The 21,320-nt window shown below is 70.5% G+C and carries 21 protein-coding genes and 1 pseudogene; 10 read left to right on the plus strand and 12 right to left on the minus strand.

Features of this window, described 5'->3' with window-relative positions:
* Positions 1-65 precede the first annotated feature (65 nt).
* Together ACFYWY_RS01190 and ACFYWY_RS01195 are read right to left on the minus strand one after the other, a co-directional pair.
* Entirely contained in the window at positions 66-548 is a 483-nt protein-coding gene (locus ACFYWY_RS01190; protein WP_389177712.1) for a VOC family protein, read from the minus strand.
* Positions 549-919: 371 nt separating this feature from the next.
* A complete protein-coding gene (locus ACFYWY_RS01195; RefSeq protein ID WP_389177715.1) occupies positions 920-2,797 on the minus strand; it encodes a sigma-70 family RNA polymerase sigma factor in 1,878 nt (625 codons plus the stop codon).
* A 216-nt stretch (positions 2,798-3,013) separates the two neighbouring features.
* Between ACFYWY_RS01195 and ACFYWY_RS01200 the strand changes: the two genes are divergently transcribed.
* Positions 3,014-3,169 (plus strand): DUF6131 family protein, encoded by a 156-nt coding sequence (locus ACFYWY_RS01200; protein WP_389177718.1) that lies wholly within the window; start codon positions 3,014-3,016, stop codon positions 3,167-3,169.
* Positions 3,170-3,363: 194 nt separating this feature from the next.
* Here ACFYWY_RS01200 and ACFYWY_RS01205 read toward each other — a convergent pair whose 3' ends face one another.
* Positions 3,364-3,606: a DUF6411 family protein gene (locus ACFYWY_RS01205; RefSeq protein ID WP_389177721.1), complete on the minus strand. Its 243-nt coding sequence runs from the start codon at positions 3,604-3,606 to the stop codon at positions 3,364-3,366.
* 172 nt (positions 3,607-3,778) lie between these two features.
* Here ACFYWY_RS01205 and ACFYWY_RS01210 point away from each other — a divergent pair, with 172 nt between their 5' ends.
* The 3 genes from ACFYWY_RS01210 to ACFYWY_RS01220 all read left to right on the plus strand — a co-directional run bounded on the left by ACFYWY_RS01210 (position 3,779) and on the right by ACFYWY_RS01220 (position 5,583).
* Positions 3,779-4,147: a MerR family transcriptional regulator gene (locus ACFYWY_RS01210; protein ID WP_389177724.1), complete on the plus strand. Its 369-nt coding sequence runs from the start codon at positions 3,779-3,781 to the stop codon at positions 4,145-4,147.
* A 292-nt stretch (positions 4,148-4,439) separates the two neighbouring features.
* A complete protein-coding gene (locus ACFYWY_RS01215; RefSeq protein ID WP_389177727.1) occupies positions 4,440-4,754 on the plus strand; it encodes an ArsR/SmtB family transcription factor in 315 nt (104 codons plus the stop codon).
* A 37-nt stretch (positions 4,755-4,791) separates the two neighbouring features.
* Positions 4,792-5,583 (plus strand): aquaporin, encoded by a 792-nt coding sequence (locus ACFYWY_RS01220; protein ID WP_389177730.1) that lies wholly within the window; start codon positions 4,792-4,794, stop codon positions 5,581-5,583.
* A gap of 112 nt (positions 5,584-5,695) precedes the next feature.
* On the opposite strand, the gene ACFYWY_RS01225 is transcribed toward ACFYWY_RS01220, so the two are convergent.
* Both ACFYWY_RS01225 and ACFYWY_RS01230 read right to left on the minus strand, forming a co-directional pair.
* Positions 5,696-6,043, minus strand: a complete 348-nt coding sequence (locus tag ACFYWY_RS01225) for a MazG-like family protein (RefSeq protein ID WP_389177733.1) — start codon at positions 6,041-6,043, stop codon at positions 5,696-5,698.
* A 162-nt stretch (positions 6,044-6,205) separates the two neighbouring features.
* Positions 6,206-6,955 (minus strand): SDR family oxidoreductase, encoded by a 750-nt coding sequence (locus ACFYWY_RS01230; RefSeq protein ID WP_389177736.1) that lies wholly within the window; start codon positions 6,953-6,955, stop codon positions 6,206-6,208.
* 133 nt (positions 6,956-7,088) lie between these two features.
* On the opposite strand from ACFYWY_RS01230, the gene ACFYWY_RS01235 reads away from it, so the two are divergent.
* A complete protein-coding gene (locus ACFYWY_RS01235; protein WP_389177739.1) occupies positions 7,089-8,711 on the plus strand; it encodes an alkaline phosphatase D family protein in 1,623 nt (540 codons plus the stop codon).
* Here ACFYWY_RS01235 and ACFYWY_RS01240 read toward each other — a convergent pair.
* Entirely contained in the window at positions 8,698-9,702 is a 1,005-nt protein-coding gene (locus ACFYWY_RS01240; RefSeq protein ID WP_389177742.1) for a Gfo/Idh/MocA family protein, read from the minus strand. The two genes, ACFYWY_RS01235 and ACFYWY_RS01240, sit on opposite strands and share 14 nt — an antisense overlap.
* 81 nt (positions 9,703-9,783) lie before the next feature.
* Here ACFYWY_RS01240 and ACFYWY_RS01245 point away from each other — a divergent pair, with 81 nt between their 5' ends.
* Positions 9,784-11,163, plus strand: a complete 1,380-nt coding sequence (locus ACFYWY_RS01245; RefSeq protein WP_389177745.1) for a multidrug effflux MFS transporter — start codon at positions 9,784-9,786, stop codon at positions 11,161-11,163.
* A gap of 62 nt (positions 11,164-11,225) precedes the next feature.
* Here the strand turns inward: ACFYWY_RS01245 and ACFYWY_RS01250 are convergent, their stop codons facing one another.
* Complete coding sequence (locus ACFYWY_RS01250) at positions 11,226-12,548, minus strand: hypothetical protein (RefSeq protein WP_389177748.1); 1,323 nt, start codon at positions 12,546-12,548, stop codon at positions 11,226-11,228.
* Between the two features lie 130 nt (positions 12,549-12,678).
* Between ACFYWY_RS01250 and ACFYWY_RS01255 the strand changes: the two genes are divergently transcribed.
* From ACFYWY_RS01255 to ACFYWY_RS01265, 3 genes are all read left to right on the plus strand, one after another.
* Positions 12,679-13,683: a small ribosomal subunit Rsm22 family protein gene (locus ACFYWY_RS01255; protein ID WP_389177751.1), complete on the plus strand. Its 1,005-nt coding sequence runs from the start codon at positions 12,679-12,681 to the stop codon at positions 13,681-13,683.
* 73 nt (positions 13,684-13,756) lie between these two features.
* Positions 13,757-14,362 carry a TetR/AcrR family transcriptional regulator gene (locus tag ACFYWY_RS01260; RefSeq protein ID WP_389177754.1) on the plus strand — a complete coding sequence of 202 codons (606 nt, stop codon included), beginning with the start codon at positions 13,757-13,759 and terminating at the stop codon, positions 14,360-14,362.
* Between the two features lie 92 nt (positions 14,363-14,454).
* Positions 14,455-15,207, plus strand: a complete 753-nt coding sequence (locus ACFYWY_RS01265; protein WP_389177757.1) for a bifunctional DNA primase/polymerase — start codon at positions 14,455-14,457, stop codon at positions 15,205-15,207.
* A gap of 125 nt (positions 15,208-15,332) precedes the next feature.
* Here the strand turns inward: ACFYWY_RS01265 and ACFYWY_RS01270 are convergent, their stop codons facing one another.
* From ACFYWY_RS01270 to efeO, 4 genes and pseudogenes are all read right to left on the minus strand, one after another.
* Positions 15,333-16,283, minus strand: coding sequence for a hypothetical protein (locus tag ACFYWY_RS01270; RefSeq protein ID WP_389177760.1), 951 nt, complete (start codon positions 16,281-16,283; stop codon positions 15,333-15,335).
* On the minus strand, positions 16,201-17,169 hold the full coding sequence (gene efeU, locus ACFYWY_RS01275) for an iron uptake transporter permease EfeU (protein ID WP_389177763.1): 969 nt from the start codon (positions 17,167-17,169) through the stop codon (positions 16,201-16,203). The genes ACFYWY_RS01270 and efeU overlap by 83 nt, the downstream gene beginning before the upstream one ends.
* A gap of 25 nt (positions 17,170-17,194) precedes the next feature.
* Entirely contained in the window at positions 17,195-18,562 is a 1,368-nt protein-coding gene (gene efeB / locus ACFYWY_RS01280) for an iron uptake transporter deferrochelatase/peroxidase subunit (protein ID WP_389177766.1), read from the minus strand.
* 12 nt (positions 18,563-18,574) lie between these two features.
* Positions 18,575-19,715 (minus strand): annotated as a pseudogene (gene efeO, locus ACFYWY_RS01285) (iron uptake system protein EfeO).
* 180 nt (positions 19,716-19,895) lie between these two features.
* On the opposite strand from efeO, the gene ACFYWY_RS01290 reads away from it, so the two are divergent.
* Positions 19,896-20,573 (plus strand): PhzF family phenazine biosynthesis protein, encoded by a 678-nt coding sequence (locus ACFYWY_RS01290; protein ID WP_389177769.1) that lies wholly within the window; start codon positions 19,896-19,898, stop codon positions 20,571-20,573.
* Here ACFYWY_RS01290 and ACFYWY_RS01295 read toward each other — a convergent pair.
* The gene (locus ACFYWY_RS01295; RefSeq protein ID WP_389177772.1) at positions 20,563-21,213 is read right to left on the minus strand and encodes a heme oxygenase (biliverdin-producing); all 651 of its coding nucleotides are present in this window, start codon (positions 21,211-21,213) and stop codon (positions 20,563-20,565) included. The two genes, ACFYWY_RS01290 and ACFYWY_RS01295, sit on opposite strands and share 11 nt — an antisense overlap.
* Between the last annotated feature and the right edge of the window lie 107 nt (positions 21,214-21,320).

The raw sequence follows: 21,320 nt of genomic DNA on the forward strand, positions 1-21,320 counted from the left end.
TTCAAGAGTCCCAGTTTCCTGGACGCTCCGCATCACAGGACGTGTGAGTGGACGACGGCTGGCCGTCATCGTCCAGGCTGTCGCACTCGGACCTCTTGAAGCAGCCACCCATTGCCGTCCGGGTCGCTGAACGTCGCGTACGAGTTGTAGCTGAGACCCTTGGGGTCTGGGCCGTCTACCTGTTCTTGGGCGCCGGTGTCGTAGACGCGGTGGAAGATCTCGCTGACCTCGACACCCTGGCCAATCAGTCGGGCGCGGGTTTGGTCGAGGTCTTGGACGACGAGGTACATGCCCTGGGCGGAGCCCGCTGCCGCAGGGGTGACTCCGCGGCCGAACTGGATCGAGCATCCCGACCCCGGAGGCGTCAGCTGCACAATCCGGAATTCCGGGCCCGTCTCGTAGTCCGCATCGAGTCTCCACCCCAAGCCCTGGTAGAAGCGCAGGGCACGATCGACGTCAGCCACCGGCATCACGACGACCTCAAGATTCATATCCATGGTCGGCTCTTCATCGACGTTCGTTGCGCCGTCCTGCTTTGCGGTGCCCATAACGCCCTCCTACGCCGCTTTCTGGTTAGGTTCATGGCCTCTGAAAGCCCGCAACTGGCGGAACACGGTCGTCACCAGGGGATGCACAGGTAGTTGATCACGCCTGCCGGCGCCCGCTCCTGCGGCTACCTGGACGCGAGTGCAAGCCTCGGCGCCATGCTCGCGGAACGTGATCTCCAGCCTACGCTCGCGGACCGTGAACTGCTCGCCCTGCTTCCAGGCGGCCGAAGTTCGTAACGGACCTGGCTGACGAAGCGCACCTCAGAGGCCACGATCGGAAGTTGGCGAGCACCCCGCCGGCGCAGTCTCAGACAGCCACGGGCTCGGTTCGCGAGCGAGCCGCTAACCGCGAGGTGTGACAGCGGAACGGGCTAGTAGCCGAACACCTGCGTCCAGGTCCAGTCGTCGGTGACCAGGCCGAGGCCCATGGTGGTCAGGGAGCAGTTGAGGATGTTGTCCCGGTGGCCCTGCGAGTTCATCCACGCATCCATCACGCTCTCAGGCGAGTTCTGGCCGCGGGCGATGTTCTCGCCGCCAGGGGTCGCGTAGCCCTGTGCCTGAGCCCTGTCGCCGAAGGTGCGGCCGTCCTGGCTGCTGTGGGAGAAGTAGCCGTTGTCCGACATGTCCTCGCTGTGCAGCTGGGCGGCGCGGGCGAGGCGGTCGTCGATGGTCACGGCGCGGCAGCCTGCGGCGGCGCGCTCGGCGTTGACGATCGCCAGGATCCTCTCGGCCGGGGTGTCCGCGGGATTACCCGTGGCCTTGGGCTGCCGTGTGGGCCTGGCCGTCGCCGTGGTGGCGTTGGTCGTTGACGGCGCCCGAGTGGACTTCCTGGGCGACGCATTGGGGCTTTGCGAGGCGGATTTGCTGGGTGAGGCCGACGGGGACGCCGAGGCGGTGGGCGACGGCGACAGGGAGGTGGCGGGTGCCGATGGCGTCGCGGAGTCCGGCTCTGTGGCGGTCGCCGACCGCACCGCGTCCCGCTCCTCGTCGGGCGACAGCATGGTCATCCCGGCGACCGTGCCTCCCGTGACCAGTAGGGCGATTGCTGCCGCGGCGGTCGCACGCCGCCGCTTCTGTATTCGGCGGCTCCGGCGGTCGTGCAGTCGGCCACCGCCCACCGTCCCGATGACGGCGGTGTGGTCGCCAGGTGCTCCGGGCCCACCGCCCACGCCCGTGTGGCGGCCCGCGCCGGCGTGGTCGGCCGTGCCCCTGTGGCGGCCCGGGCCGGTGGGGCCGGCTATGCCTGTGTGGCTGCCCATGCCTGTGTGGCCGCCCATGTCCGTGTGGCCGACCGGAGCTGTGTTGCCGCCCGCATACGTGTGGCCGCCCGGGCCCACATGGCCGGCCGGAGCCGTGTGGCCGACCGTGCCGAAGGCCGCCGTCTCGCCGACCGCCCCGGCGCCCCCGAAGGTGCCCAGCTCCGCGAGACTCCCCAGCACCCCGGCCACCGGCACCAGGCCGAGGCCCACCAACAGCCCCTCGGCAGGCGCCAGTCCCGCTCCGTATCCCGAACAGACCGTGCAGTCACGCGCGTGCCGCGCGACCCGCTTGCGCCACAGCGCCGACGGGATGCCGTCCCAGGTCAGGATCACCTCGTCCAGCAGCACACAGCGGGGCACCGCGGACAGCGCCCGCACCACCACCCGGGCCGTCTCCAGCTGCGCCTTCATCCGCTGCACCCGCACCGCAGTGTGCTGCCGCGACAGATCCAACGCGGCGGCCACCTCGGCCCGTCCCAGCTCGCCCGCCGCCTCCAGCCACCACAGCGACAGCAGCTCACGGTCGTCGGTGTCCAGCCAGCGGGTGGCCTCCGCCGCCTCCCGCCGCTGACCCTCCAGACCGAGCCTGACGATCGTCAGGTCCACGAAGTCCGCGCCCGGGTCGGCCACGTCGTACGCCTCCTGCAGACCGGAACCGGCCGCCACACCACGGTGCGTCTGCCAGTGGCCGCGTATCTGGTTCATCGTGATGGCCACCAGCCAGGACCGGAAGCTGCCCGGGGCACGCAGCGATCCGAGACCGCCGAGCGCGCGGATCATGGTCTCCTGCACCACGTCGTCGACGTCGGCATGCCCGTTCAGCGCCCGGCCCACGATGTTGTACACAAGCGGCAGATACGCGGCGACAAGCTCGTCCTGCGCCCGTTGGTCGCCCCGACGTGCCGCCTCGACCACCGCGCTGTCGTGTTCCCTGCTCGCACCCACGCCCGTCCACTCCCCTTCTCGGTCCTCGCCTGTCCGGTCTGACACAGGGGAGACCGTCGGCCGGGGGCGCGATAACAAGAAGTCCGCCGCGACCCGGGGCGCACGCTATTCGAATGAGTCTCGAACGGGTGATGAGGGGGGTCCGCAACGTCAAGATGTGTAGATCAACTACTACTCTGCTCGGGGCGTATGCCGGGTTTGTCACGAGCGAGGGTGGGGACCCGTGAGTGAGAGGGGGCCGCTCCTCAACCGGAGGACATCATGATCATCCTCGGAGTCATTCTGCTCATCATCGGCCTCTTGGCCGGCATCGGCATTCTCTGGACCATCGGGATCATCCTGGTCGCGATCGGGGTTGTGCTGTGGGTCCTGGGAGCGGTGGGCCACGCGGTCGGCGGACGACGGCACTACTGGTAATTCGCCGGTCCATCGCGTCCGGCATTCGGAGTTCGGCTGGGTATGGACAACCGATGCCCTGCCCGCGCGGCATCGGTTGTCCGCCGACATCCTCTGATTCGGCCTCGGCGCCGCCGTCTTCAGCGCCGACCCGTCGCGGCGACAAGCCGACCGGCCCGGCTTCGCTGCGGTCAGAGCTTCGGTCAGAGCTGCGATCAGAAAGGCATGCGGCCGCGGGCCCGGCGCCCGGCCGTGCCGCTGCGGCCCACGGCGCGGGAACTGGCCTGGAAGGGCTTGCTGAGGAGCCGGCCCAGGATGCCGGGCGCCCTGCCGCCGGCGCGCGCGCCGACACCGAGCGAGCGTTGCGTGCCGCGTTCGGGGTGGCGGGAGATACGGGGGACGAGGAAGGCCAGTACAGCCAGGACCACACACGCGGCAATGACGGCGACAACTATCACGAACGGCCTCCCTCGGGCTGGTGACAGCCGTTTGCCCCGCCGGGCTGTGCGTATGCGACCTGTGTCCTTGGCCTCACCGGTAGCCCGGCCGCGCGGTCTACAGTTGGGCTACGCTGAAACCTGACGTTGACGTCAGAGGCAAGTGATGTTACGGGCCACGAGGGAGGCGCTCATGCGCATCGGCGAGCTGGCCGCCAGCGTGGGCGTGAGTGTGCGGGCGCTGCGGTACTACGAGGAACAGAACCTGCTGGCCTCGGTACGCAGCCCCAGCGGGCAGCGGCACTACCCGGACAGCGCGGTCGACCGTGTCCGGATGATCCAGCAGCTGTACGCCGCAGGGCTGGCGAGCAAGGCGATCGTGGAACTGCTTCCGTGCGTTGTGACGGGTGAGGTCACCCCGGAGCTACTCGACCGGCTGGAGGCCGAGCGGGACCGCATCGACAAGCAGATCAGCGATCTGGTGAACACCCGGGACCGGCTCGACGGCGTCATCAACGCGGCCACCTCGGCCAGAAACACGGGCCGACCCTGTCCCCAGTGAACAGAGGCCTCCCACGGAAGCTCCTGGGCGGACGCGGCCCAGCCGCCCGGACGCATCTCGGAGCGCAGGTTCCCGGAGACCTTGTCCCCCGACAGCCCGGCACCCGCCGCCGACGTGCACGCTCATCGCGGGGATGTATCCGGCGGGTCCGGAGCCTGGACGATGACTTCGCGGACGTCGCTGCCCGCGGTTGCTTGGCGGCCGTCGGCGCGATTTCCTCGACCCTGATCGCCGGGCCCTACGGCTCAGTCCTGACTGGTGTCAGCTCCAGATGATGTGAGAGTATCAGCGCATGATGACGTCAGTCGACACTGACCTGATCCGGGTGCTGGCCGACCCGCTCAGGCTCCGGATCGTGACCCTTCTCGCCCACGAGACGCTCTGCACCACGCACCTGGTCGAGGAGACGGGCGCCAAGCAGACCAACCTCTCCAACCACCTGAAGGTGCTGCGCGAGGCCGGCGTCGTCGAGACGGAGCCATGCGGCCGGTTCACGTACTACAAGCTGCGGCCCGAGGTCATCAAGGCGCTCGCCGGTCAGTTCTCCGACCTGGCCGACACCGCGCACGCCACAGCCGAGGCAAACCTCAAGCGCTCCTGCCCCTGATCACGGTGTCCCGTTACTCCCGTACGAAGGAGTCCAGTTGAGCGTCACCCGGGCCGCCGGAACCGAGACCACGGCGGAAGCGGCCACAGCCGCCGAGCCCCAGCCCGCGCCTGGCGCCATACCCCCGAGTACGCCGCTGGTCGCCCGCGCCGCCGCCGAACTGGTCGGCACCGCCGCTCTGGTCGCGGTGGTGGTCGGTTCCGGCATTCAGGCCACCGAACTGACTCAGGACGTCGGTGTCCAACTGCTCGCCAACTCGCTGGCCACGGTCTTCGGACTGGGTGTTCTCATCGCCCTGCTGGGTCCGGTCTCCGGCGCGCACTTCAACCCGGCCGTCACTCTGGCCGAGTGGTGGACCGCCCGCCGCGGGGGCGCCGGTGTCACCGCCCGCGAGACGGCCGTGTATGTCCCCGCCCAGATCGCCGGGGCGATCGCGGGCGCCGTGCTGGCCGACGCGATGTTCGGCGAGCCGCTGGTCAAGTGGTCCACGCACGACCGCTCCGCCGGACACCTGCTGCTGGGCGAGGTCGTGGCCACGGCCGGGCTGATTCTGCTGATCTTCGGCCTGGCGCGTACGGACCGTCTGCGCTTCGCGCCGGTCGCCGTCGCCTCGTACATCGGCGCCGCGTACTGGTTCACGTCGTCCACCTCGTTCGCCAACCCGGCCGTGACGATCGGCCGCGCTTTCACCGACACGTTCGCCGGCATCGCACCCGGCTCGGTCCCGGGGTTCATCGGCGCCCAACTGGCCGGCGGCGTGGTCGGGCTGGCCCTGGTGGCGCTCATCTTCATGCAGGGGCGGACCGAGTCCCCGCAGCCGGCCGGGTGACGCCGGCCGGGTGCCGGACGCGAAGCTGAACGCTCCGGCGTCCCGGCGACGAGGCTGCGCTTGTCCTGGACCTCGCCGGCTTATCGCTGCCGCGCAGGCGAACCTCGGCGGATCACTCCGGTGATTGCTCCAGCGAGCGCTCAGCGACACGGCGCAGATGCGTGCCGAAGACCTCCGGCGCGTCCGGCGTGAGCGTGCGCAGTGCCACCATCGCCGTGATGATCACGTCGCACAGCTCCGACTCGACGTCCTGCCAGCTGTGCGTACTGCCCTTCCGCGGGTTCTGGCCCGTCGCGCCGATGATGGCCTGTGCGACCTCGCCGACCTCCTCCGACAGCTTCAACATCCGCAGCAGCGTCTCCTGTTGGGGCGGCAGTTCGCTCTCCGCGTCGAGCCAGGCGTGCAGGCGGCCCACCGTGTTCCAGATGGGGTCCACGGTGGTGTCCAGGGTGTGTTCCATGCGGGAAGCCTGCCATGCGCGGTGTAGGGATGGAGGGGCCTCCTGCCTACCCCCGGCGCGCGCCGGCTTCGCGGCACAAGGCCTCCCGGCGCGCGCCCGTTTCGCGGCGCAAGGCCCCCCGGGGCGCGCCGGCTCCGCGACCCGCGACCCGCGCCCCCATCCTCACCCCCGCCCGATATACGGCATCGCCGTCGCCATCACCGTCGCGAACTGCACATTCGCCTCCAGCGGCAGCTCCGCCATATGCAGCACGGTCCGTGCCACATCCGCCGCGTCCATCACCGGCTCCACCATCACCTCACCGTTCGCCTGCACGATCCCCTTCCGCATGCGCTGCGTCATCTCCGTCGCCGCGTTGCCGATGTCGATCTGGCCGCACGCGATTCCGTACGCCCTCCCGTCCAGTGACAGCGACTTCGTCAGGCCCGTCATCGCGTGCTTCGTCGACGTGTACGGCGCCGAGTTCGGGCGGGGCACATGCGCCGAGATCGAGCCGTTGTTGATGATCCGGCCGCCCTGGGGGGACTGCTCCTTCATCATGCGAAAGGCCGCCTGCGCGCACAGGAAAGCGCCTGTCAGATTGACGTCCACCACCGCTCGCCAGTCCTCGTAGGCGAGGTCCTCGAAGCGGACCCGGGGGCCGGACCTGCCCGCGTTGTTGAACAGCAGGCCAACACGGCCGTGCCGTTCGTGCACAGTGGCAAACAGCGTGGTGACATCCGCTGGTGACGTCACATCAGTGGGGACGCACAGGACGTCCCCACCCGCGAGCGACGCCGTTTCCTCCAGCGTCTCGGCGCGTCGGCCCGCCAGAACCACCGACCAGCCCGCCCCCGCCAGCGTCAGCGCCACGCTCCGGCCGATGCCCGAGCCCGCTCCCGTCACCACGGCAATCTTCGCAACTGCGTTCATGCACGCGCAGCGTAGTCGCCTGCTTGTGCGCGGAACTCATCCGACCGACACACGGATGTTGTGTACTCGACAACGCAGAGTCGTCAGCCCCTACTCAAATGCGAAGGGACAACAGTCGTCAGGGGAGGGGCACATGACACCCGCACCGCACGCACCCGAACTCCGCGCTGCCGCCCAGCACATCGGCCGCCGCCGATTCCTCACCGTCACCGGCGCCGCCGCCGCACTCGCTTTCGCCGTCAATCTGCCCGGCACCGCCCACGCCGCCGAGCTCGACGCCAAGAAGATCACCGAGGACCCTTTCACGCTCGGCGTCGCCTCCGGAGACCCGCAGCCCGGTTCCGTACTGCTGTGGACCCGTCTTGCGACCCGCCCCTACGAGCCCGACAGCGGACTGCCCCGCGCCAAGTTCCCGCTGCTCTGGGAGCTCGCCCATGACTCCCGTTTCCGCCGCATTGCGAGGCGCGGATCCGTCGTCGCCCACCCGGAGTTCCACCACAGCGTCCACGTCGAGGTCGCCGGCCTCGACAACGACCGCCCGTACTACTACCGCTTCCGCGCCGGGAACTGGATCAGCCCGACCGGACGCACCAGGACCGCCCCCGCCCGGGCCGCGCGGATCAGAGAGCTGAAGTTCGCCGCCGTGTCCTGCCAGGCGTACCACGACGGCTACTTCACCGCGTACAAGCACCTCGCAGAAGAGGACCTCGACGCCGTCTTCCACCTCGGCGACTATCTGTACGAGTACGCCGTGAACGCCGTCGGCGGCGCCCGGAAGTACACCGACCGGGTCCTCCCCGCCCACTTCAACCGTGAGACCGTCACGCTCGACGACTACCGGATGCGCTACGGCCTCTACAAGTCGGACCCCGACCTCAAGGCCGCGCACGCCGCGCACCCCTACGTCCTCACCTGGGACGACCACGAGACCGAGAACAACTACGCGGGCGACATCCCGGAGAACAACGTTCCGCCGGAGGAGTTCCTGCTGCGCCGGGCCGCCGCCTACCGCGCGTACTGGGAGAACCAGCCGCTGCGCAGGCCCCAGCAGCCCGAAGGCCCCGACATGCAGCTGTACCGTCGGCTGCACTTCGGGCGGCTCGCGCAGTTCGACATCCTCGACACCCGCCAGTACCGCTCCGACCAGGCGTACGGCGACGGCTGGCAGGTCCCCGGACCGGAGTCCGACGACCCGTCGCGCACCATGACCGGCGCGACCCAGGAGCGCTGGCTGCTGGGTGGCTGGAAGAGCTCCCGCGCCCGCTGGAACGTGGTGCCGCAGCAGGTCACCTTCGCGCAGCGGCGCGACGTCCCGGCCACGCCGTACAAGGTGAGCATGGACGCCTGGGACGGATACGCGGCCTCCCGCGGACGCGTTCTGGACGGCGCGGCTGCGGCCGGCATCGAGAACCTGATGGTCCTCACCGGCGATGTGCACCGCGGCTACGCGTACGACCTGAGGCGGGACTTCAACGATTCCGCCTCGCCCGTCGTCGGCACCGAGATCGTCGCCACCTCCATCAGCAGCGGCAAGGACGGCGAGGAGCGGCCCGCCAACTACGACACCCTGAGGGCCGCCAATCCGCACATGAAGTTCTACAACGGCCGTCGCGGCTATGTGACCGTCACCCTCGGCGAGCAGCAGGCGCGCGCCGACTTCAAGACGGTCAGCGCGGTCACGACGCCGGGCGCGCCGATCATCACGGCCGCGTCGTTCGTGACCGAGGCCGACGACCCGGGGCTCAAGCCTGTGTGACCCATTCGCCCGGGAAGCGGACGCCGATGCGGTCCCGTACCGCGTCGAGCGTCCGCATCACGGCGAGGCTGCCGTCCAGGGGAACCAGCGGCGACTCCGTCTCGCCCGCCCGCAGACACCGCATCACCTCCGCCGCCTCGTGCTGGAGGCTGTCCCGCCGCCCCTCTGCGGTGAACTCCTCGGGTTCGTGGCCGCCTTCGCGGTGCAGTACGAAACGGTCCGGGAAGAAGAAGCCCTGCGGAAGATCTATCCGGCCTGCCGTGCCGGTCACCGAAGCGGTCACCGGGGTGCCGGCCGTGACAGAGCAGGACAGCAGCGCCGTCGCCCCCGACTGCGACCAGCCCAGCAGCATGCCGGTGTTCAGGTCCACGCCCTCGGGGGAGAGCAGCGCATCGGCCTGTACCCGGTCGGGCTCGCCGAGCAGCAACTGCGCGAACGAGACCGGGTATACGCCGAGGTCGAGCAGCGCGCCGCCGTCGAGTGCCGGGTCGCGCAGCCGGTGGTCCGGCGCGAAGGGGCCGGCGAGGCCGAAGTCGGCCTGCACGGTGCGTACTTCACCGATCGCGCCGTCCCCGATGAGCGCCGCGAGCCGTCGCACGACGGGATTGCAGTACATCCACATGGCCTCCATGAGGAAGAGCTCGCGCTCGCGGGCCAGCGAGACCAGCTCTTCGGCCTCCCGCGCGTTCAGCGTGAACGCCTTCTCGCACAGCACCGCCTTTCCGGCCTCCAGGCAGAGCCCGGCCGCCGCCCGGTGCGCGGAGTGCGGCGTCGCCACGTACACCACGTCGACGTCCTCGTCGGCGGCGAGCGAGGCCCAGTCGCCGTACGCCCCAGCTATGCCGAAGCGATCCGCGAACGCCTCTGCGGACGCTTCCGTACGCGATGCCACCGCCACCACCTCGGCGTCCGGCATCGACTGCAGCTCCGCCGTGAAGGACGCGGCTATGCCGCCGGTCGCCAGCACACCCCACCGTACGATCCCGCTCATCCCAGCCCCGCCTCGACATAGGTCTCGACCCCTCCGGACGAGCTGAGAGCATAGGGAGGGATTCGAGAACATGGAGACGCAATGCCGAAGCCGGACAGCGGCCAGACCGGTACAGAAGGACACATACAGGCCGCCGATCCGGCACTTGTGACGTCGGTCGGTCCCGCACGTGTGGCGGACGCCGACCCGGCGGCCCTGTCTGCGGCCGGCCCGGCGCCTGTGGCGGACGCGAACCCCGTACCCCTGGCGGCAGCGCGCCGCGTCGGCTTCCTGCTCACCCTCGTCCTGGGCGGCCTCACAGCCCTGCCGCCGCTCTCCATCGACATGTACCTCCCGGCGCTGCCCGCGGTCACCGAGTCGCTCGGCTCTCCCGCCGCGACCGTTCAGCTCACGCTCACCGCGTGCCTGGCGGGCATGGCGCTCGGCCAGCTCGTCGTCGGCCCGATGAGCGACCGATGGGGACGCCGCCGCCCGCTGCTCATCGGCATGATGGTGTACGTCGCCGCCACCGCGATCTGCGCGCTGGCTCCCACCGCCGAGCTGCTGATCGGCTTCCGGCTGCTCCAGGGACTCGCGGGCGCGGCCGGCATCGTCATCGCGCGGGCCGTGGTCCGTGATCTGTACGACGGCGTGGAGATGGCCCGGTTCTTCTCCACGCTGATGCTCATCTCCGGTGTCGCGCCGATCATCGCGCCGCTGATCGGCGGACAGGTGCTGCGGATCACCGACTGGCGCGGCATCTTCGTCGTCCTCACCGTCGTCGGCATCGTGCTCACGCTCGTGGCGGCGAAGTGGCTGCATGAGACGCTGCCCCCGGAGAAGCGGCACAGCGGCGGCGTCGGCGAAGCCCTGCGCACCATGCGCGGACTGCTCTCCGACCGGGTCTTCACCGGCTACACGCTCACCGGCGGGCTCTCCTTCGCCGCACTCTTCGCGTACATCTCCGCGTCGCCGTTCGTCGTGCAGGAGATCTATGGCGCGTCGCCGCAGACCTTCAGCCTGCTCTTCGGCGTCAACTCCGTCGGCCTGATCGCCGTCGGCCAGATCAACGGCAAGATGCTGGTGGGCCGGGTCAGCCTGGACAAGGCGCTCGGCTTCGGGCTCGGCGTGATCACGCTGGCCGCGACCGCGCTGCTGCTGATGACGGCGGGGGTGTTCGGGAAGGTGGGCCTGCTTCCCGTCGCGGCCGGTCTCTTCGTGCTGATGTCCGCGATGGGCCTGGCGATGCCGAACACCAACGCCCTGGCCCTGATGCGCACCCGGCACGCCGCGGGCTCCGCGTCCGCGCTGATCGGCACGTCCTCGTTCCTCATCGGGGCGGTCGCCTCACCGCTCGTCGGGATCGCGGGCGAGGCGACGGCCGTCCCGATGGCCGTGGTCCAACTGACCTGCGCGCTGGGCGCGGTGGGCTGCTTCCTGGGCCTGTGCCGTCCCTGGCAGCGGCGCGCCGCGGCCGTCTGACACGTCCGCGCAGGGCCGTCCGACACGTCCGCGCCCAGGCACACACCTCGTACGGCTCCCGGCTACCCCTCGCGGCGCGGGTAGCCGATCAGATGCAGCCGGTCCTTCGTGTCCGTCCAGCTGAAGATCCCCACCCCCGCCGTCTCCGCGCCCGGCAGCCGCACATTGGGTCCCAGCGACTGGGGCACCGCGGTGGCCAGATCCAGCTCGATCGGGGCGCCGCCGCCGGCCAGCGCGTCCGCCGGGCTGCGGGCGCTGGTCGCTCCGTACGCCGTGCCGGAGTCGGTCACCGTCGTCAGCGTCAGCGGCTTCGACCCGTCCGACTGCTCGAAGCAGTACGCCTTGCGCTGTTCCAGGTCGAAGGCCAGATTCCCGGCCACCAGATAGCCGCCCTCGGGCGCGAGCACCGCCTGCGGATATTCGCCCGGCTCGATCGCCGGCTTGTGGCAGCGCACCTGCACCAGCGGCTTTCCGGCGGCCGTGTCGTGCACCGCCCAGATGTCGTACGCACCGGCGTCCTTGCTGCCCTTCGCGGGCTGCCACTTGGCCAGTACGTAGCCGGGGGCGACCGAGGTCGGCACGCCGGACGCGGGGTCGGTGCGGGCCGGGGCCACGTTCCTGCTGTACCAGCCGCCGCGGACCCAGAAGCCCGGGTCGCCGCTGAGCAGCAGGCCCTTGTCGGTGACTCCGCGGACCTCGGTGAGGCGGCGGCAGCCCGTACAGCCTCTCGGGTGACCGAGCGCGCTCTCCGGGACCTGCGTCACCTCGCCCGAGACCGGGTCTACGACCGCGCTCCTGGTGCGGCCGTCGGAGATGAGGATGCCGGGGCCGGCGCCCGAGACGGCCGGCGCGGCGGGCCACGGGACCTCGACCCGCTGCCGGGCGCCGTCCGCGACGTCGTACAGATCGAGCGCGACGAAGGTGTCCGCCGTCGTCAGCGCGTCCTCGCCCACCTTGCCGTACGACCACGTCACGAAGTACTCGCGGCCGTCCTTGGCGACGGACAGCAGCCCCGGGAACTGGTCGGCGGACGCGGGCGGATGCCAGGGCGCTCCCGTCCAGCCGGGCCTGCCGGTCGCGGCGTTCAGGGTGCGCAGCCGGAACCGTTCGCCGTCGACCCGCTCCAGATAGCCGATGCGGCCGCTGTCCTGCGCGATCGCGTACTGCGGGGATGCGTTGGAGATCTCCCAGCCCTGCGAGGTGTCGTACGCGGACGGGACGGTGAGCCGGGTCAGGGGCGCCGCGCTGGGCCGGGCCGGCTTGCGGGGCTTGTCGTCGGCGGCCCGGTCGCCGCCCTCGCCGCCGCCGCACATGCTCAGCAGGAGCAGCAGCGCCAGCACGATCACCCCGGCCACCAGGGACACGCGCACGACCCTCTGTCTCATGGTCCCCCCGTGAGCGGTGCGCCACGTTCCGTGAGCGGCGCGACGGCCGTCAGCGTAGCAACAGCCGCCGCGTAGCCAGGAGTTCGATTCCGTCGCTGTTCCGTCCCGGTTCCGTGCCTAGAATTTGCCGGTGAACGCCACCCTCTCCACCGCGGAAGCCCTGCGCAGCGCCCTGGCCGCGCAGCTGGCCGGGCTGCCGCCCACGCAGGCGGCGCAAGCCGTCGAGCGGCTGATCGCCAACTACCGGGGGACCACCCCGACCGACGCGCCCGTGTTGCGGGACCGCTCCGACGTCGCCGCATACGCCGCCTACCGGATGCCGGCGACCTTCGAGGCCGTACGGTCCGCGCTCGCAGCGCTGCGGGCCGCGGCCCCCGAGTGGAGCCCGGCCACGCACACGGACATCGGCGGCGGGACGGGCGCGGCGAGCTGGGCGGTCGCGGAGGCCTGGGAGGAGGACGGCCCGCGCACGACCGTGCTGGACTGGGCCGAGCCCGCGCTGGCACTGGGCCGTGAACTGGCCGCCGCATCGGAGGTGCCCGCGCTGCGCGCGGCCCAGTGGCAGCGCTCGCGGATCAGCGCGTCGCTCCGTATCGAGAGCACTGATCTCGTCACGGTGTCGTACGTCCTCAAGGAGCTCACCGCCGAGGACCGCGCGGCCGTCGTCACGGAGGCGGCCCGCGCCGCCCAGGCCGTCGTGATCGTCGAACCCGGCACCCCCGACGGCTACGCCCGCGTGATCGAGGCCCGCGACCGCCTGATCGCGGCGGGCCTGAGGGTCGCGGCGCCCTGTCCGCACAGCGCCGCCTGCCCCATCGAGCCGGGCACGGACTGGTGCCACTTCGCGGCCCGGGTCAGCCGCTCCTCGCTGCACCGCCAGGTGAAGGGCGGCTCACTGCCGTACGAGGACGAGAAGTTCAGCTATGTCGCGGCGGTCCGCTTCCCGGCCGCACCGGCCGCCGCCCGGGTCACCCGCAAACCCCAGATCCGCAAGGGCCTGGTCCTGCTCGACCTGTGTACGCAGCCGCGGGAACTGAGCCGCGAAACGGTGACCAAGCGCCAGGGCCCGCTGTACAAGGCGGCGCGGGACACGGAATGGGGCGACGCGTGGCCGCCGGACGCCTCCGGCGGCTGACCGGCCATTTCACTGTGTATGCGACGCGTATGAGACGATACGTCTCGGCTCTTCCCGTTGGTAGATTGACGTCATGACCGAGACCAGGGCCCCCGACTCCACGCGCCGCAGCGAGCGCTCCCGGCGCGCCATCTATGACGCGGCCCTCGCCCTCGTCGGCGAGGTCGGCTACGCCAAGACCACCATCGAGGGCATCGCCGCCCGCGCCGGCGTCGGCAAGCAGACGATCTACCGCTGGTGGCCCTCCAAAGCCGCCGTTCTGCTCGAGGCGTTCCTCGACCTCGCCGAGCAGGCGTCCGAGGGCGAGAGTGAGATCCCCGACACCGGCGACCTCGAAGCCGACCTCAAGCTGGTGCTGCGGGCCACGGTCGACGAGCTGAACAGCCCTGCCTACGAAGGCCCGACCCGCGCGCTCGCCGCCGAGAGCGTGGTCAACCCCGAACTCGCCGCGCAGTTCGTCGAGAAGCTGCTCGAACCGCAGCTCCAGCTGTACGTGAAGCGGCTGCGGGCCGCCCAGAGCGCCGGGGACGTACACGCCGGCATCGACCTCCGTATCGCCCTGGAACTGTTCACCGGACCGCTCACCCATCGCTGGCTGCTGCGTACGCTCCCGCTCACCCACGACTACGCGGACGCGATCGTCGAGTACGCGCTGCACGGCCTCGCACCGCGATCCTGACCACCGGATCGGGGGGTGCGGCCACCTCGCGCTCGGGAAGGTGGGACCATGGCAGAGTCCGCCGGAGGCGAACGTGAGGTGTGAGGGGATAGATGGGCGACGGTATCGGCCGCTACCGCGGCACGGAGAACAGGTTGTCCCGGGAGAGCCGACTGCCCCAGTGGCTGCGCCGGCGCCCCAAGAACACCGACGCCGAGGACTCCCGCCGCGAGACTTTGCTGCTGGCCGCCGCCGCCGCGGGACTGCCGCTCGCGCCCGCCGCGTACCCCGTCTCCTACCGATGTTCCTGTGAGCGCATCGGCTGTCCGACGCCCGGCAGGCACCCCGTCTCCTTCGCCTGGCAGACGCAGTCCACGACCGACAGCGCCCAGATCGAGCGCTGGGCCACGGGCCAGCCGCAGGCGAACTTCATCACCGCGACCGGCATGGTCCACGACGTACTCGACGTCCCCCAGGAAGCAGGCCGCAGCGCGCTTGCCCGGCTGCTGGAACGGGGCATCGAGGTCGGCCCGGTCGCCGAGTCCGGCAGCGACCGGATGCTGTTCTTCACCGCCACGCGCGGCACGCCCGAGGACGAGGACGAGTGGTGGCCCTGCGAGCTGGACTGCCACCCCGAGACGATGGACGAGCATCCAGGGCTGCGCTGGCACTGCCGCGGCAGCTATGTCCTCGTACCGCCGGCGCGGTTGCCGGGTGAGCTTGATGTGGCGTGGGTGCGGGGGCCGGAGAATCCGCTGCCGGATCCGCTGACGTTGCTGGAGACGCTGACGGATGCGTGCGCGAAGTGGATGGGCGGGGTGGAGGGCGCGGACCGCCACGAGGTGGCGTGGCCGCTGAGCCGCTAGGCCTTCCCGCAACCGGGGCTCCGCCCCGGACCCCGCGCCTCAATCGCCGGCGGGGCTGAGATTCGGGGCTCTGCCCCGGGCCCTGCGCCTACGCGGAGCCCTTGTCACGGTCAACTCGCGTGCCGCTACGACCCCTTCGCCGCCGTCAGGCCCGTCAGTCGGCCCAGCACATCGACCTCCCCGACCCCCGCGCCGACCGTCGGTACCGTCACCGCCTGGCTGGAGACCCGCTCCTTGGTGACCGTGGACTTCACGTCGCCCGTCAGCAGCGCCTTCACATCCGGGTGGACCTTCAGCCGTACACCCTTCGCGGCGGTCTGCCGCTCGTAGTTGCGCACGGCGAAGAAGACCAGCGCGCTGCCGTCCTCCGTGACAAGGCCGAGCGGCGCGAAGTCGTCGGAGTCCAGCGGCTGGTCGATGTACTGCGTGGACATCCCCGGCAGATTCGAGTCCTTCTTGCGGGACTCGCGCCAAGCCGAGGTGTGCGGACCGTCCTTGAAGTGCTCCGGCTTGCCGCTTTGCATGTACGAGGAGTACTCCTCGCTCAGATCGCGCGGAGCGACCGCCAGCGCGGCGCTGTCCGGCGCGACCGGCTCGGCCCAGCCGTTCTCGTCGGTCTTCAGGGCGGGTATCCGGCCGGGAGACAGGATGGTCAGATACGCCGCCTCCCACAGCTGGTCCACGTCGCTGCGTACGAAGACCAGCACCCAGCGGTTGTCCAGCGCGCCCTTGTCCTGGTCGCGGTTGGAGTCGACGTCCGCGAGGAAGAACCGCGGCCAGCCCGCCTTCTTCGGGATTGCGAACTTCGCGTCCGTCAGCTCCAGCGGCACATGCTGCGGGTTGCCGTCCGGGTAGTTGACGCTGCGCGCCTTGAGACCGGCCTGGTTGATCGCGCCGAGCGCACCGGTGACATGCGCCGCGTCCAGGGCCGGATCGTAGGCCTTGTCGGCCTTGTTGTACGCGTCGGTGAAGTCCTCGAGCGCCTGCGCGGCCTCAGACTTCGTCGCCGACGGTACGACCTCCAGCTCCCCGTGCACCGTCACGCACCCGCTCGCCGTCAGGCACAGCACCGTCATCGCCGCGAGCCCTGTCGCCGCCCGACTCAGCCTTCTCATCGGTTGCCTTCTGCTCCTTTGCCCCCACTGACCGTCCGAACCCTACCGGGGCCAGGAACAGCCCGAGCGTCGGGACCAGATACAGCGCCCACACCGTGACCTGGAGAACGGTCGGGTCGGGCTGGAAGTTGAAGACGCCCTTCAACAGCGTGCCGTACCAGCTGTCCGGCGGGATCGTCGTGCTGACGTTGAATGCCTTGTCCGCCAGACCGCCCAGGAAGCGGGCCTCCTGCAGGTCGTGGACGCCGTACGCCAGCACACCGGCCGCCACGACGACCAGCATGCCGCCGGTCCAGGTGAAGAACCTGGCCAGGTTGATCCGCAGCGCACCCCGGTAGAACAGCCAGCCGAGCAGGATCGCGGTGGCGATGCCGAGCAGGACGCCGAACAGCGGCGCCTGCGTGCTGTTGTTCTCGTCGGTGGCCGCCCGGACCGATGCCCAGACGAACAGCGCCGTCTCCAGGCCCTCGCGCCCCACCGCCAGGAAGGCGGTCGCGACGAGCGCGCCCGTACCCATCTGCAGCGCGGCGTCCAACTTGCCGTGCAGCTCGGACCTCAGATGCCGCGCGGTGCGCCGCATCCAGAAGACCATCCAGGTCACCAGGCACACCGCGAGGATCGACAGCGAGCCGCCGAGCAGCTCCTGCGCCTCGAACGTCAGCTCCTGCGAGCCGTATTCGAGCGCGAAGCCGAACCCGAGCGAGATCGCGACCGCGACCCCGATGCCGAGCCAGATCGGACGCAGCGCGTCCCGGCGCCCGGTCTTGACCAGATACGCGATCAGGATGCAGACGACCAGGCTGGCTTCGAGGCCCTCGCGCAGGCCGATGAGGTAGTTGCCGAACACGTCGGGTCCTTTCCGGGCGGGCGGGTCAGGAGAACAGCGCCCGGCCCCACCAGTCGTCCTTGTCCCGGACGCCCGGCGGGATCGCGAACAGCGCCGAACCCACGTGCTGGATGTACTCGTTGAGGACGTCGCTCGCCGCCAGGGAGCGCTGCACCGGGACGAAGCCCTTGCCGACGTCGCGCTGGTACGCGAGGAAGAACAGCCCCGCGTCCAGGCGGCCCAGACCGTCCGTGCCGTCGGTGAAGGAGTAGCCGCGGCGCAGCATCTTCGCGCCGCCGTTGGTGTCAGGGTGCGCGAGCCGCACATGCGCGGTCGGCAGCATCGCGGGCAGGAACGGCTCGTCGCGCTCCTTGGCCTTGCCGACCGCGGCGCCCTCGCCCTTGTCCCGGCCGAAGATGTCCTCCTGCTCCTTCAGCGGCGTACGGTCCCAGGTCTCGATGTTCATCCGGATCCGGCGCGCGACGAGGTACGAGCCGCCTGTCATCCAGGCCGGACCGTCCTTCTGAGAGACCCAGACGTGCTTGTCGAGCTCGGCCGTCTCCGTCCCGGCGATGTTCCGGGTGCCGTCCTTGAAGCCCATCATGTTGCGCGGGGTCTGCGCGTCGGGCGTCGTCGACGAGGTCTTGCCGAAGCCCAGCTGCGACCAGCGCACCGCGACCTTGCCGAAGCCGATCCGGGCGAGGTTGCGGATCGCGTGCACCGCGACCTGAGGGTCGTCCGCGCACGCCTGGACGCACAAGTCGCCGTCGCTGCGCGCGGGATCGAGGTTGTCGCCGGGGAACTTCGGCAGATCGACCAGGGCGCCGGGGCGCTTGCCCTCAAGGCCGAACCGGCCCTTGGCGAACAGGGACGGGCCGAAGCCGATGGTCAGCGTGAGCCGGGACGGCTTGAGGCCGAGCGCCTCGCCGGTGTCGTCCGGCGGGGCCTCCGCGAGACCGCCGTACGCGCCCTCGCCGACAGCCTGCCCGGCCGTCATCCGCTCGGCCGCGCGCGTCCAGTCCTTGAGCAGCTGGATCAGCTCGGCGCGGTCCTTCGTCTTCACGTCGAAGGTCGCGAAGTGCAGGCGGTCCTGGACGGCGGTGGCGATGCCCGCCTGGTGAGTGCCGTGGAAGGGGACGGCCGCGCCGCTCGCGGCCGCGCGCACCGCGGTGTCGCCGCGGCCCACGGCGAGTGCCGCGCCGCCGGCCGCGGCGGCGCCGAGCGCGAGCCCCGCACCGCCCCAGCCGAGCAGCGAACGACGGGATGGAGCGTTGCCGCCGCTCTCCTCGGACCTGCGGCTCTCCTCGGACCTGCCGGTTTCCCCGGACGCGCTTGCCGTCTCTTCGGACGCGCTGGCGGTCTCTTCGGGCACGCTCGCGGTCTCCGCGGACATGCCTTTGGTCTCCTCGGACATGAAGTGCCCCCTCTACTTCACAACCGCGGCGGCGAGCTTGGACAGTGGCTCGGCGAGCGCGTTGACCGCGTCGCTGAGCTCCTTGCGCTCCGCCTTGCCGACCTTGTCGTACGACGTGAACTCGTAAGAGGCGGTGTCCTTGCGGTACTTGTCGAGCAGCTTGTTCAGCGCCGCGAACTGCCTGTCCAGCTCGGCGACAAGCTTCGGGTCGTTCTTCGACGCGACCGGCTTGAGCAGCTCGTGCGACTTCTGCGCACCCTCGACGTTCGCCTTGAAGTCGACGAGGTCGGTGTGGCTGTAGCGCTCCTCCTCACCGGTGACCTTGCCGGTGGCGACCTCGTCGAGCAGCTCCTTGGCGCCGTTGGCCATGAAGGTCGGGGTGATCTCGGCCGTGCCGACCCGCTTCTGCCAGGCCGTCAGGTCCGTGATGAGGGTGTCGGCGAGGGTCTTGTCCGCGGGGCCGATCTTCTTGGTCTGCCACAGCGCCTTCTCGAGGGTGTGCCAGCCCGTCCACTTCTGGCCCTTCTCCAGGCCGTCCTCGCGCAGGTCGACCTTCGGGTCGATGTCGCCGAAGGACTCGGCGACCGGCTCGGTGCGCTCCCAGCCGATGCGGGAGTCGGCGTACACCTTCTTGGCGGCCTCGATGTCGCCGGCTTTCACGGCGTCCGCGAAGACCTTCGCCTTGGGCAGCGTCTCGTGCCTGCGTCTGCACGTACTTGCGGTACGCGGCGACGGCTGCGTCCATCTCGGGGCTGCGCTTGGCGACCTTGCCGTCGCCGGTGGCGGTGACCTGCTGGCGGATGCCGTCGCCCTTCATTCCGGGCTTGCAGGCGATCTCGTACGAACCGGCCTTCACCTCGGCGGTGAGCTTCTGCTTGGTGCCGGGGCCGATGTTCTCGCGCTCGGAGACGATGCGGTCGTCGGGGAAGAGGATGTAGACCTCCGTGACCTTGGAGCCCTTGTTCTCGATGGCGAGCTCGACATGGCCGGCCGGGAACTCCTTCTTCGACACCTCGCAGGAGTCGTCCGTCGCCGTGACGCCGATGCCACCGTCGCCGCCCTTGGCGTCGCTCTTCTCGGCGCAGCCCGTGACGGCGGTCAGGGCAGCGGCGGTTGCGGCGGCGGTGACGACGGACAGACGGACGGCTCGCATAGGGGCTCCAACAAAGGACGAGTACCGGGGGTACGGAGGTGAGGCTGACCTAACTTAACCGAGGCTTACCTCACCCATACCCGCGGGTCCAGTGACGTAGCTCTCAAAATGCGGATGCGTCAGCACCTCGACCTGCCGGGGGCGCCGCGTGGTGGGACCTGTTGATGCTTGAATGCCGGAGTGAACGAACTGGACGTACTGAGCGTCTTCTGCGGGCCCGACGGCCGGCACGGGAACACACTCGGAGTCGTACGTGACGGCCGCACCTGCCCCGACGCGGCGTCCCGGCAGACCCTGGCCGCCCAACTCGGGTTCAGTGAGACCGTCTTCGTCGACGACCCCGAGCGCGGCGTCGTCGACATCTACACACCCGGCCTCCGGCTTCCCTTCGCCGGGCACCCTCTCGTCGGCGCCGCCTGGCTGCTGGATCTGGAGACGGTCAACCCGCCCGCCGGCGAGGTATGGGCCCGGCAGGACGGGGAGTTCACCTGGATCACCGCGCGCGCCGAGTGGGCGCCGCCGCGGCGGCTGGAGCGGTACGCCTCTCCGGCCGAGGTCGACGCGCTGCCCGCGCCGCCGCCTGGGGAAGGCTGGCTCTACGCCTGGGCCTGGCAGGACGAGGCCGCCGGACGCGTACGCGCCCGCGCCTTCCCGCGGCGCGACGACGGCATCGTCGAGGACGAGGCGACCGGCGCCGCCGCGCTGCTGCTCACCGCCGAGCTGGGGCGGGCCCTGAACATCACTCAGGGCCGGGGGTCGCAGATCCTGACCGCTCCCGGCCCCGACGACACCATCGAGATCGGCGGCCGCGTACGCCTCGCGGCTCCCCTTGCCCTTCCCGTACCTGCTACGCGCTGAGCGGGAACTCCGCCCCGAGCTCCCGGAACACCGCTCCGTTGTACTCGAACGCCCGCTTGCACTCGTCGACGATCCGCTTCTTCTCCAGGTCGTCCGCGTTCACCGCGTCCAGCAGCTCGCGATAGCCCCGCTTGAACGCCGCCGGGTTCGGGATCTGCTCGAATACGTAGAACCGCACCCCGTCGCCGTTGCGTGCGAAGCCCCACGTCCGCTCCGCCTTGGCGCGGATGATCTGGCCGCCGGACAGGTCCCCGAGGTAGCGGGTGTAGTGGTGCGCCACATACCCCGCGGGCCAGCTGCGCGCGCACTCGGCGATCCGTGCGGCGTACGCGGCGGTCGCGGGCAGCGGCGCGAGCCCCTCGCGCCAGTCCGCGCCGCGCAGATGCGCCAGATCGCGCTCCAGCTCGGCGGTGCGCATCAGCTCCGGCTGGATGAAGGGCCCGGCCACCGGGTCGTCCTTCAGTGACCCCGCGGCCTCCTCCAGCGCCCGGTACACGAACCACAGCTGCTCGGTGTAGCGCGCGTACGCCGCCACACCGAGCCGGCCGCCGAGCAGATCGCTCATGAAGGTCGACGTCTCCGCCTCCGTGTGCTGCTCGTGCGAGGCAACACGGATGAGCGTCGAGAAGGACGTGTCCAAGGCGGGCCTCCTGGGACCGATGGGGACGGGAACGGAAGCGGGCGACGGGCAGGCACTCACGGTTGCCGGCACCGATCTTCCTACTTAGGCTTGCCTAAGTCAATGTG

This window comes from Streptomyces sp. NPDC002870 (genome assembly GCF_042888505.1).
Taxonomy (GTDB): Bacteria; Actinomycetota; Actinomycetes; order Streptomycetales; family Streptomycetaceae; genus Streptomyces.